General features: G+C 64.3%; 13 protein-coding genes and 1 pseudogene. 7 read left to right on the top strand and 7 right to left on the bottom strand.

Features of this window, described 5'->3' with window-relative positions; genetic code table 11:
• Positions 1-118 precede the first annotated feature (118 nt).
• On the top strand, positions 119-1129 hold the full coding sequence (locus J2S59_RS02830) for an NADPH:quinone oxidoreductase family protein (RefSeq protein WP_220138626.1): 1011 nt from the start codon (positions 119-121) through the stop codon (positions 1127-1129).
• A 16-nt stretch (positions 1130-1145) separates the two neighbouring features.
• Here J2S59_RS02830 and J2S59_RS02825 read toward each other — a convergent pair whose 3' ends face one another.
• The 5 genes and pseudogenes from J2S59_RS02825 to J2S59_RS20285 all read right to left on the bottom strand — a co-directional run.
• Positions 1146-1892, bottom strand: coding sequence for an enoyl-CoA hydratase-related protein (locus J2S59_RS02825; RefSeq protein WP_068124741.1), 747 nt, complete (start codon positions 1890-1892; stop codon positions 1146-1148).
• On the bottom strand, positions 1889-2317 hold the full coding sequence (locus J2S59_RS02820; protein ID WP_068124743.1) for a VOC family protein: 429 nt from the start codon (positions 2315-2317) through the stop codon (positions 1889-1891). Before J2S59_RS02820 ends, J2S59_RS02825 begins: the two co-directional genes overlap by 4 nt.
• A gap of 42 nt (positions 2318-2359) precedes the next feature.
• Positions 2360-3511, bottom strand: coding sequence for a thiolase family protein (locus tag J2S59_RS02815; RefSeq protein ID WP_220138627.1), 1152 nt, complete (start codon positions 3509-3511; stop codon positions 2360-2362).
• 23 nt (positions 3512-3534) lie between these two features.
• Positions 3535-3789 (bottom strand): Zn-ribbon domain-containing OB-fold protein, encoded by a 255-nt coding sequence (locus tag J2S59_RS02810; RefSeq protein WP_306824786.1) that lies wholly within the window; start codon positions 3787-3789, stop codon positions 3535-3537.
• 42 nt (positions 3790-3831) lie between these two features.
• A pseudogene (locus tag J2S59_RS20285) lies at positions 3832-3981 on the bottom strand (hypothetical protein); the annotation flags it as partial.
• 123 nt (positions 3982-4104) lie between these two features.
• Here J2S59_RS20285 and J2S59_RS02805 point away from each other — a divergent pair.
• The 4 genes from J2S59_RS02805 to J2S59_RS02790 all read left to right on the top strand — a co-directional run bounded on the left by J2S59_RS02805 (position 4105) and on the right by J2S59_RS02790 (position 6930).
• Positions 4105-5322 carry a CaiB/BaiF CoA transferase family protein gene (locus J2S59_RS02805; RefSeq protein ID WP_068124750.1) on the top strand — a complete coding sequence of 406 codons (1218 nt, stop codon included), beginning with the start codon at positions 4105-4107 and terminating at the stop codon, positions 5320-5322.
• A gap of 25 nt (positions 5323-5347) precedes the next feature.
• Positions 5348-5893: a carboxymuconolactone decarboxylase family protein gene (locus tag J2S59_RS02800; RefSeq protein WP_068124755.1), complete on the top strand. Its 546-nt coding sequence runs from the start codon at positions 5348-5350 to the stop codon at positions 5891-5893.
• Positions 5894-5983: 90 nt separating this feature from the next.
• Positions 5984-6388, top strand: coding sequence for a hypothetical protein (locus tag J2S59_RS02795; protein WP_181642610.1), 405 nt, complete (start codon positions 5984-5986; stop codon positions 6386-6388).
• 38 nt (positions 6389-6426) lie between these two features.
• A complete protein-coding gene (locus J2S59_RS02790) occupies positions 6427-6930 on the top strand; it encodes a carboxymuconolactone decarboxylase family protein (RefSeq protein ID WP_306824785.1) in 504 nt (167 codons plus the stop codon).
• A gap of 18 nt (positions 6931-6948) precedes the next feature.
• Here J2S59_RS02790 and J2S59_RS02785 read toward each other — a convergent pair whose 3' ends face one another.
• The gene (locus tag J2S59_RS02785) at positions 6949-7755 is read right to left on the bottom strand and encodes an NAD(P)-dependent oxidoreductase (RefSeq protein ID WP_181642611.1); all 807 of its coding nucleotides are present in this window, start codon (positions 7753-7755) and stop codon (positions 6949-6951) included.
• A complete protein-coding gene (locus J2S59_RS02780) occupies positions 7752-8042 on the bottom strand; it encodes a hypothetical protein (RefSeq protein WP_068124761.1) in 291 nt (96 codons plus the stop codon). The genes J2S59_RS02785 and J2S59_RS02780 overlap by 4 nt, the downstream gene beginning before the upstream one ends.
• An 88-nt stretch (positions 8043-8130) precedes the next feature.
• Between J2S59_RS02780 and J2S59_RS02775 the strand changes: the two genes are divergently transcribed.
• Positions 8131-9324, top strand: coding sequence for an amidohydrolase family protein (locus J2S59_RS02775; protein WP_068124762.1), 1194 nt, complete (start codon positions 8131-8133; stop codon positions 9322-9324).
• Between the two features lie 59 nt (positions 9325-9383).
• A complete protein-coding gene (locus tag J2S59_RS02770; RefSeq protein ID WP_068124764.1) occupies positions 9384-10727 on the top strand; it encodes an MFS transporter in 1344 nt (447 codons plus the stop codon).
• The last annotated feature ends 26 nt before the right edge of the window (positions 10728-10753 follow it).

The raw sequence follows: 10753 nt of genomic DNA, 5'->3' as shown, positions 1-10753 counted from the left end.
TCAGCGAGGACGATGTCTTGGCGGCGAAGATCGACGGACTCGGCGTCCTGCACGATGTCGCGACCGCGGACGGACGGCTGGGTTGATGATGGGAGCAGGATCGATGGGAGCAGGATCGATGGGCGCAGGACTGATGCGGGCGGCGGTGGTAAGACGACGTGGGGGGCCGGAGGTCATCACGATCGAGGAAATTCCGGCACCAAAGCTCAAGTCCGGCGCCGTCCGGGTAGCGGTGGCTGCGGCGGCGCTCAACTTCCCTGATCTATTGATCATGGCGGGCACTTACCAAGCGACGGTAGAACTGCCCTACGTGCCCGGCTGTGAGTTTTCCGGTCGAGTGCTCGACGTCGCCGACGACGTCACCACTATTGCCGTAGGGGACGTGGTGTTCGGCCTGGCCACCCATGGGGCGCTCGCCGACCAGATCGTGATCGACGCCTGCCGAGTGACCGCCGTGCCGAACGACGGTGTGGAACCGCGATCGCTGGCGGCCTACAGCGTCACCTACACGACGTCGTATCATGCGCTGCGCACTTTCGCCGACCTGAAACCTGGGGAGTGGCTCGCGGTGCTGGGGAGCGCGGGGGGTGTGGGCCTGGCTGCTGTGGACATCGCTCGAGCACTCGGGGCACGGCCGATCGCAATTGCCCGCGGGCAAGACCGGTTGGCACAGTGCATGGACGCAGGAGCCGAGGCAACTATCGACTACTCCAGCGAGGACGTGAAGGTCCGATTGAAGGAGATCACGGGTGCCGGCGTCGACGTCGTCATTGATCCGGTCGGCGGCCCCAGCGCGGAGCAGGCCTTGCGCGCGATGCGATGGGGTGGGCGGTACGTCGTCGTCGGCTTCGCCTCCGGAGACATCCCGCGGATCCCGCTCAATCTTGTACTGCTCAAGGGCGTGCACCTGATGGGTTTCGAGAATCGTACGGTGCTGCAGCACCTGCCGGACACGGCCCCTGCGCATCGCCGCGAGATTCTCGAGCGCTATCTGGCAGGAGAGGTGCGACCGCGCATCGGCTCTGTGCATACGCTGGACGACGTTGCCGCAGGACTGGAATCTATTGCTGCGCGCCGGATCGTCGGAAAGGTGGTTGTCGATGTGGATCTGTCTGTGCTATCGCCCTGATGCTTCGGGACGTGGGTCAGAAACTCAGCCAGCGGGGTTCGCGTAACTCGAAGAACGCAGCGACTCCCTCCCGCATGTTGGGAGAGTCGAGGACAGCGGCCCTTGCTTGTGCGGTGACTTCCCAGCCTCGCCGCTCGGCTTCCGCGAGACTCGCCCGTTGTGCGTGCAGCGTTGCGGACACTGACGTTGGCGACGACTGACAGATGAGGTCGGCGATCTCGAGAGCTGTCGTACATGCCCTGCCGTCCGGGGTAACTCGGTTGACGAAGCCGAGTTCATGAGCTCTTGCCGCCGTCAGGTGCGCACCCGTGATCAGCATCTCCGTGGCCACATTCGCCGGGAGCCGTTGCGCCGCACGGAAAAGCGCACCGCTCGTCGCGACCACACCTCGTCGGCTCTCGGGCAATGAGAACTGCGTGCTCGTCCCCGCCACCACGAGGTCACAGGCCAACGCGATCTCGAAGCCGCCGCCCACCGCCTTGCCTTCGACGGCGGCGATCAGCGGGGTCGATCGATCGCGTCGGATCACGCCATACTCACCGCCTCGCGGCTGCGGCTGCGGCGGGGTGGCCAGATCTGTGCCGGCAGAGAAGACGGAACCATCGCCGGTGATCACGCCCGCCCATAGATCGGGATCGTCATCGAGTCGGTCCAGCGCCGCTTCGATCCCCTCGGCGAGGTCGGCGTTGATCGCGTTGCGCTTGTCGGGACGCTTGAGGGTGACGAGGAGGACGTGGCCGCGAACCTCCTGGGTGACGTTCATCCGCGGTCAAGCCGGCTGGTTGACTGGCAGCGACACGTGCCGACTTGGTGCAACTCGATCATATTGCCGGTGGGGTCGTAGGTGAAGAGTTGCAGGTCTTCGTTGCGCCCGACCCTCCAATAGGTCTGACTGAGGCGTTCCAGCTCTGCACGTGCCTCTGCGATATCCGGGACGCCGAATGCGACGTGCTGGACGAAAGGATCCCGGTCAGACGTCCGGGCATATTCTGAGGTCCCCTCGACGGAGAACAGGTGAACTTGCGCCGTGTCAACGTCCATCCAGAACAGGGGGATCCCGGGAATCTCGCGGGCCCCGGGATCCGGGTGAATGCCGAGCACCTCGCTGAAGAACGACTCCGTTGCGTCCTCGGTGCCGGGCCGGATCCGCAACGCAACGTGGTGGAGCTCGAGTCCTTGGAGTGCCATGGGGTCCCTTTCGTTGTGCTCGGGTGATGGTGAGTAGTGCTGTCAGGTTGTGAGCAGTAGGCAGCCGCCGTGCGGTCCGCCTCCTGCGGCGGCCAACGCCACCTCGGCGCCCTGAACCTGCCGGGCGCCCGCCTCGCCTCGTAGTTGCGCGCAGGCCTCGTAGAGATGACCCCAGCCGTGGAGGCGACCCGCTGAGAGCTGGCCACCGCTGGTGTTGAGGGGGAGTTGGCCGTCCACCGCGATGTTCTTGCCACCCTCCACGAACGCTGGTGCTTCGCCGTACTCACAAAAGCCCAGCGACTCCAGCCACACGATCGTGAGGAAAGTGAACCCGTCGTAGAGTTGGGCCGTGTCCACGTCAGCTGGCTTGAGGTCGGTCCGGTTCCACAGGTGGCGGGCCGCGTCCTGAGCTGCCATCTGATGCGGGTGGCGCCACTGGTCCCACTCGGGCCGGTTCGATATCGCCGACCCGATGGCTTCGATCCGGATCGAAGTGGGTGCGTCAGCCGCGGTCTCGGCGGCCGAAACCACGAGCGCCACGGAGCCATCGGCAGGCAGGTCGCAGTCGAGGAGGCAGAAAGGATCGCTGATCATCCGGGCGGACAGATAGTCATCGATGGTGATGTGATCCCGGAGGATGGCCGCCGGGTTGTCGGCGGCGTAGCGCCGCTGGCTCACTGAGAGCCAGCCCACCTGATCGCGACGAGCACCGGTCTCCATGGCGTAGCGGCGGTAGTTCATGGCCAACCAGTTGGCGGCGGACAGCGCTCCAAATGGCCGGAGCCAATGCAGATAGCCGGTGACACCTCCGGCGTCACCTCCGTCGGTGCGCAGCCGCCGCCCGACTCCCTGGGCAGTCGATTCCTCGGTGGTTCGGTAAACCAGTACGTGGCGGGCTAAGCCCGTGGAGACAGCCATAGCGGCAGCCATCACGGGCGTGAACTGAGCCGGCCCCTCCTGGCAGGCCAGATGCCATTTTAGGTCCAGGTCGAGGGCGCTCTTGGTCCTCCACGGGCTTGGGCCGTTGAACCCAGGAGCCGCAGCATACTCCCCGGGCCACGCGACGAGCCCGTCGATGTCGGCCATCTTCAGGCCGGCGTCGGCCACTGCGGTGCGGGCGGCTTGCACAGTGAGATCGAGACCTGACCGCCCGAGATGGCGGCCAATATCAGAGCGGCCGATGCCGGTGATCACGGCGTCATGCTCAAACTTACTACTCATCGATTCTCACCGCCTTTCAATGGCTCAAAGAAGGGCAGGTAGATGTCGCCATGCTGTTCGAAGACCACGGTGACCCGCTGACCGATGTGGACCTCTTCGGGCTCACAGTTGACGACACGGGTTGTCAGCTGCAGGCCCTCCTGCTCGTCGAGTTCGACGATCGCTACGACGTACGGCGGAGGCAGACTCGGCAGGAAAGGCTGGCGGTTGATCGTGAAACTGAAGACTGTTCCCCGGCCACTGACGGCCATGGGGACGGGGACGTACTCGCCGGCGGGGCCACAGTCGGGACGTGGCGGATGAATCCAGGTGTGAGTCTCCGGGCACTGCTGGATCCGTAGCACGGCGTCAGCTCCCGACGTCCAGAAGAAGTCCGACTCGGGGGTGAGCCGAGGCAGGGGGGGCGTGGGTGTCGCGGCAGCTGAGGGGGATGCTGTGGTCATTCGTCACCTCTATCAGTTGTTGACGCGGAACAACCATTGCATCGTATGATACAAGTATAACATTATATGTGCGATATGCATGAGACTGAAACTGCGACCGCGCTCAACGACCGGAGGACATAGATGACGACGAACGTGCTGGATGGTGTACGCATCGTTGAAGTAGCGATGTGGACCTTCGTTCCCACGGCGGGCGCGGTGCTCGCCGAATGGGGCGCAGACGTTGTCAAGATCGAGCACCCGGTCACCGGTGACGCGCAACGCGGCCTGATCAATTCGAAGTTTCTTCCCCAGGAGGCCGGCGGGGTCAACTACATGATGGAGGTCCCCAACCGCGGCAAGCGGAGCTTCGGCCTCGACCTCGCCAGCGACGAGGGCAAGGAGCTGCTTTACGAGCTCTGCAAGACCGCAGACGTTTTCCTCACGAACTTCTTGCCCGACGCCCGTCAGAAACTCGGCATCGAGCTCGAGGACATCCGTAAGCACAATCCCAAAATTATCTACGCGCGCGGTCACGGCGCAGGCGTGCGGGGGCCGGACGCGCACCGGGGTGGCTTCGACTCCTCGTCGTACTGGGCTCGCGGCGGGATCGGCTACACGGTGAGCCCGCCCGGGGAGTATCCCGTGCGGATGCGCTCGGCCTTCGGGGATGTGATGGGAGGGTTGACGATCGCGGGCGGGCTCGCCGCCGCGCTCTTTCGTCGCGAGCGCACTGGCGAGCCGTCGGTCGTCGATGTGTCGTTGCTCAACCTCGCGATGTGGAACATCTCGGTCGACATGGCCTCGGCTGGCCTGTTTCCCGACAAGGACGTCTATCGCTACGACCCCGAAGCGATGATCAACCCGACGGTGGGCATGTATGCCACCAAGGACGGTCGGCACCTCAACCTCACTATGCTCCAGTCTGATCGGTACTGGACTGAGCTCGTGACCGCGATGGGCAGGCCCGACTTGATCGCAGATCCGCGGTTCGAAAGCCACGAACTTCGGGAGAAAAACGCTCTTGAGTGCACCCAAGAACTCAAGGATGTGTTCTTGTCGAAGACGGTCGACGAGTGGCGCGAGGTTCTCGCCGACATCGAGGGAGTCTGGTCGCCACTGCAGACGCCGCAGGAAGTCCACGTGGACCCGCAGGCTATCGCGAATGGTTACCTGCCTGTCCTCGACACAGCTAGTGGCGGCAAACTTGCAGTTGTTGCCAACCCGGTGCAGTTCGACGAGGAGCCTGCCTCTCCGGTCGCTGCGCCAGAGTTGGGTCAACACACTGAAGAGATTCTGCTCGGGATGGGTCGCGACTGGGGCCAGATCATTGAACTGAAGGATCGCGGTGTCATCACCTGATCGGGGGCAGCGGATCACGCGGCGAGTGGATCCCGCTGGTGACGCTACGCTCGAAAGGATCTACGAACAGGTCGCTCGGGAAGCAGGCGGGGTTCCCCGCCTGTACCAGGCGCTGGCAGCGGCGCCGCCCCTGCTTCAGGGCTGGATCGACTTCGCGTGGGCACTGCGCGCTGACGCGAAGGCTCCTCGTGGGTTGCGGGAGCTGGCGATCCTGCGCTGCGCGCAACTAGGCGGCAGCGACTACGTGTGGCGCAGCCATGTGCGCCTCGCCACCAGTGCCGGCGTCACCGACGAGCAGCTGGATGCTCTCGCGAGCGGTGACCCTGGAGTGTTCAGTTCGCTCGAGCGCGCGGTTCTACGCATTGTCGATGAGTTGGTCGGCGGCGTCGTGGCGGACGCGACCTGGCAGGCGCTCTCAGCCGAGCTGGGCGAGGAAATGATGGTCGAAATGGTGCTCACCATCAGCTGGTATGCCCATGTGACCCGCGTCGTCAGCGCCCTGGGTGTCCCACTCGAGGCACACCACGGCAAAGTCGCGCGGGTGCCGGGGATTCCCCCGCGGGGTGACTAGGTGCGCGGTCCTGGTGACCGCTGGGAGCTCGGGCGTTTCGGTCGACTCGCTGCTGGCGGACCGGCTCGGGTGATACGTTGTAAACAATATATGTCTGAAGTGATCGGAGTGCCGGTGATGTCCGAACCGAAGACCACGGCGTTGATGCATGTCGCGCCCCTTCGAGATCTGCCCGATGGAACGTCCTACTTGCGCGTCGATGAAGTCGGGGGTGGGACAATGTGGATTCAGAATCCCGCCGGTGCGAGCGGGGAGTTCGATGTACCGGTAGCGCTCGACAGGATTGCGGCCGAGCGTGCCCTGGATGCGGTGGGTCGCCCGATTGCTGTGATCATCCGGCGCCTGCGCCATTCCTTTGACTGCGCGGTCCTCGGCGCGTCACTCGCTGGCCCCCGTCGGGTGGCGATCTCGCTCGGTGGTGCCCTGGAACTGTCCCGTCGCGGCGTTCACTGCGTGTTGCGCTGTGAGGCCACGACGCTTGCCGAAGCGAGTTGAGGCGAATGCCCGCGATCCGACCTTTGTCGCTGGACGAGATGCCTGCCGAACTCGGTGCCGAGATCAATGGACGACTTGCTGCGCGCACGCTGAGCAGTACGCTGCCCGTCCAGATCTGGGCGCGACGGCCCGAGGCCGCAACGGCCTGGGTCCGCCTGTTGGCCACCCTGAACGAGGGGGCGATCCTGGACGAGCGACTGCGCGAACTGGTGCGTCTGCGTATCGCATCCTTTACTCAATGCCGAACCTGTCAGATCGGACGCAAGAGCGACACTGTCAGTGAACAGGACATCGCCTGCCTCTCGTCCGATGACGAGTCGTTCACCCCGCGCGAGCAGGTAGCGCTGCGCTACGCAGACAACTTCAGTGCAGACTGGTTCGCCGTCGACGACGCGACCTACCGGGAGCTCGCTGAGCACTTCACGGTCGAGGAGATCGTGGAACTGCAAATGTTCAGCGCGATGATGCTTGCCGGCGGGCGTCTGGCGCTAGTCCAGCGTGCGTGGGTCGACGACGAGGTTGAGCCGGTCCTCGGGGTCTGAGGATCCAGCCGCTCGGTATCAGCTCATCCGCAATGGACCCTGATCGATGGTCACCGCGGCGACCCCGAGGTCCAGGCCGAGTGCCTCAGCCGCCGCCCGCACAGCGCCGAAGTCTTTGGCGAGGTACGGCGTGACGCGCTCGAACATAGCGTCCGGCGAGCCATAGGTTTGCATACGGGTGATGAACTCGCTCGCTCCGCTGCTTGCGCTCACCGTCTGGAGGAGCAGGGACCGGTCCAAGCCTAGGTCATGTCCGAGTCGGAGCGCATCTGCTGCCAGCTGTGCGTGCGCCGCAAAGAGGAGGTTGTTCACCAACTTCGTCTTCAGGGCCGATCCGCGCGCACCAGTGCGGATGATGGTAGAGGCATAGCACTCAAGGTGGGGGATGAGGCGTTCTGCTGCCGTGTCATTGCCGCCGAGCATGATGGTCAGCTGTGCTGCTCGTACGTCGTTAGCGGTACCGCTGAAGCTGGCGTCGACGACGTCGATACCTCCGAGAGCACCCGCGTCGGCAATGTCGTCGAGGGTCTGCGGCAAGCCGGTGGTGTGGCTCGCGAGCAGCGTTCCAGGTCGCATGTGGGCTAGCGCACCCTCGGGGCTGAGGGCGACCGACCGAAGTTGTGCGTCGTCGTACACGCATACGATGGCGATGTCTGCTGGACGCACCGTCTCGGCGATGGAGTCGGTGACGGTCGCACCGAGGGCGGCGTAGGTATCGTGCACTTCGGAACGTCGAGCGAGCAGTCGAACCGGGCGGCCGGCCGCCAGAAGCCGTTCGACCATCGGGCCGCCGATCTGGCCGGCACCGATGAATCCGATGGTCACGGTGCTTCCCGGCCAGCCTCGAACTGGTCACCGAAGAACTGCTTCTCGTTGAACGCGCTGTCGCGGGCCTCCCTGTGTCGTTTGAAGGCAGCTTCAAGCGCCGCGACTCGCTCCTGAGAGATGGTGGTGTCGTCGCCACTCCTCTCGGCCGCGCTGAGCCGGCTCTTCTCGAGCAAGATCTCCTCCCGGAGGCGGTCCTCGGCGACGCCATAAGTGAGGAGATCGTGATCCTCTTCCTCCTCGGAAGGGGGGCCTTGCGGAACAGCGCTGTTGCTCGGTGTCGTCATTGCCGACCTCGATCTCTCCCCAAGGGTTCCCCTCGGCTAGCACATTAGATACAGTAGATGTTCTATTCATACATCACGGAGGGTGGACGTGCCACTACAGGACTACATGAAAATCGTGTCGGTTGACGATCACGTCATCGAGCACCCGCGGGTATGGCAGGACCGCCTTCCGGCGAAGTATCAGGCTTCCGGCCCGCAGATCATCACCACCGCAGAGGGGAACCACACCTGGAAATATGAAGGCCAGTTGTTCCCCTACATCGGGGTCAACGCGGTCGCGGGCAGGGAGCCGAAAGACTTCGGTATGGAGCCGGTCCGCTACCAGGACATGATCCCTGGTTGCTACGAGCCGGACGCGCGCGTCAAGGACATGGACCTCGACGGAGTCCATGCCGCCCTCTGTTTCCCGTCGTTCCCGGGCTTCGGCGGCGGCGTATTTCACCGTGCCAAGGACAAGGAGCTCGCCGAGCTGTGCATCAAGGCGTGGAACGACTGGCACATTGACGAGTGGTGTGGTGCCCACCCGGACCGGTTGATTCCGCTCGGGATCCTGCCAGTCTGGGATATCGACGCGACGGTCAAGGAGGTGGAGCGGCTGGCGGACAAGGGCTGCCGCACGATCAGCTTCCCCGACAATCCAATCCCGCTCGGGCTGCCGGGGTTCCACGACGACTACTGGGGTCCGCTCTGGGACGTCTGCGAAGAGACCGACATGCCGGTCAGTCTCCACTTCGGCTCTGGTGGCTTCGTGCCAGGTTTTCCGTTCAGTACCGCGACCGGCACGACTGGGCGGTCTGCGGAGGCGGCCAAGACGACTGAGGTGCCGTACGCCGTCGCTATCACCCTCTTCTCCAGCAACCTCATGTGGTCGTCGGTGGAGTTGCTCTTCTCCGGCCAGTTGCAGAAGCATCCCAAGTTGCAATTTATCCTCGCCGAGGGTGGCATCGGCTGGTTGCCGTACGTCCTCGAGCGCGCGGACTACACGTGGGAGCGGCACCGTTGGTACCAGGACATCGACCGCAATACCCGCCCCTCGGACCTCTTCTACGAGCACTTCTGGGGCTGCTTTATCGATGACGTCCACGGCATAAAGAACCTTGGGGACAAGCCGGGCGAGATCCGCGCGGACCGTGTGATGCTCGAAATCGACTATCCGCACTCGGATTCCAACTGGCCCAACAGCCGCAAGCGTGCGGCCGAGACACTGGTAGACCTGCCCGACGAGGACTGCCACAAGATCACTGAACTCAACGCGCGGAAGATCCTGCGGTTCGACGCTTGAGCAATGCGGCGGCATCCTCGTCGCCCGTCGGGGCACATCGCCTCCTGATCCTTACTTTGATGATGCTGGCTGCGGTCAGTCCGCTGGTCAGCAGCCTCGGTGCTCCTTTGGTGCCGCAGATAGCGGATCTCTTCGAGGTCTCGCTGTCTGCGGCCCAGTGGACGCTCACCGGGCCGCTCCTCTTCGGCGCGGTCAGTGCTCCCTTGATCGGTCGCATCGGTGAGGGGCCAGCACGCCGCGGAATCATCATCGCCGTACTTGTGGTCGTGCTGGCCGGCACAATCCTTGCGACTGTGCCGCTCGGCTTCGGAGCATTCCTGGTCGGGCGGATCGCTCAAGGCGCGGGATTCGGCTTGCTGCCGATGGCCATGGCTATCGCGCGCGATGTGCTTCCTTGGGATCGTCGTGATGCGACGATCGCTTCGATCTCGATCTCTGCGACAGTGGCGGCGGGTGTCGGATTCCCGCTGTCCACGACGCTGGCTTCGATCAGTGGCGTGCACGGTGCCCACCTCTTTGGCGTGTTGGCAGTTGCCGCCATCGTCGTGCTCGCGGCACGAACCATCCCGACCCACCACGGGCCCCGTCGTTCCGTCGATATGTGCGAAGCGTTGTTGTTAGGCTTGGGGTCAACCGCCGTACTACTTGCCGTGACGCAGGGAAACAGTTGGAACTGGACCTCGCTCGAGGTCTTGGTGTCCAGTACCGGCGGTCTGGTGCTGTTGCTTGCCTGGGGCTGGCGATCACTGCGGTTGCCGGCTCCGATGATCGACTTGCGGCTCGCGCGGACGCGGTCTGTGCTGGGCGCTCACATGACCGCGTTGCTTGCCGGCGCCTCGATGTATGCAGTTCTCGTGGTCGCGACAATCGCCGTCCAAGCGAGCACCGACACCGGTGGCCTAGGGCTCGACGTTTTTGTCTCGGGTTTGTTGATGCTGCCCTACTCGCTTGCCGGGTGGGTCGGAGGAGTGCTCGCGGCACGCTCTGGTTGGCCAGCCGAGCGAATTTTACCGATTGGGTGCGCCTGGTTCACTGTGGCCACGCTCACCCTCGGGGTCGCTTCGGGCTCGGTGTGGGGAGTGGCAGTGGCGATGGCCGCTGCGGGGCTTGGTGGTGGATGCGCCTTTGCTGCGCTCCCGGTCGTTGTCGTGAACCACGTGCCAGGCACGGCCACAGCCAGTGTGCTGAGCGCCAACCACGTGGTCCGGGCGCTCGGTTTTGCGATCGGGAGTGCTATGGCCGTCGTCCTGATTGAGTTGTTCTCCCCGGGGTCTGCTGCAATGTCGGCGGATGGTGTGAAGACCGCCGCACTGGTCATGGCCGCCTGCGGGCTCGTCGGCGTGGTCGTTTCCGGACTGATGCTGCGACCGCACCCACCCGGATCGCGGCCCCATGCTGCCTGACCCGGGTGCCGGGAAGGGTCTGGACA

Source organism: Nocardioides massiliensis, from assembly GCF_030811215.1.
In the GTDB taxonomy this organism is placed as follows: Bacteria; Actinomycetota; Actinomycetes; order Propionibacteriales; family Nocardioidaceae; genus Nocardioides_A; species Nocardioides_A massiliensis.
The sequence above is the reverse complement of the archived record's forward strand: the minus strand, read 5'-3'. Positions and strand labels throughout refer to the sequence as shown.

What these genes read in the sequence shown, in the direction of transcription:
- J2S59_RS02805 (WP_068124750.1), top strand. Translation starts at nt 4,105, where the DNA reads ATGACGACGAACGTGCTGGATGGTGTACGCATCGTTGAAGTAGCGATG.
- J2S59_RS02820 (WP_068124743.1), bottom strand. Translation starts at nt 2,317, where the DNA reads ATGGCACTCCAAGGACTCGAGCTCCACCACGTTGCGTTGCGGATCCGG.
- J2S59_RS02830 (WP_220138626.1), top strand. Translation starts at nt 119, where the DNA reads ATGGGCGCAGGACTGATGCGGGCGGCGGTGGTAAGACGACGTGGGGGG.
- J2S59_RS02810 (WP_306824786.1), bottom strand. Translation starts at nt 3,789, where the DNA reads ATGGCCGTCAGTGGCCGGGGAACAGTCTTCAGTTTCACGATCAACCGC.
- J2S59_RS02780 (WP_068124761.1), bottom strand. Translation starts at nt 8,042, where the DNA reads ATGACGACACCGAGCAACAGCGCTGTTCCGCAAGGCCCCCCTTCCGAG.
- J2S59_RS02795 (WP_181642610.1), top strand. Translation starts at nt 5,984, where the DNA reads ATGTCTGAAGTGATCGGAGTGCCGGTGATGTCCGAACCGAAGACCACG.
- J2S59_RS02790 (WP_306824785.1), top strand. Translation starts at nt 6,427, where the DNA reads ATGCCTGCCGAACTCGGTGCCGAGATCAATGGACGACTTGCTGCGCGC.
- J2S59_RS02770 (WP_068124764.1), top strand. Translation starts at nt 9,384, where the DNA reads ATGATGCTGGCTGCGGTCAGTCCGCTGGTCAGCAGCCTCGGTGCTCCT.
- J2S59_RS02825 (WP_068124741.1), bottom strand. Translation starts at nt 1,892, where the DNA reads ATGAACGTCACCCAGGAGGTTCGCGGCCACGTCCTCCTCGTCACCCTC.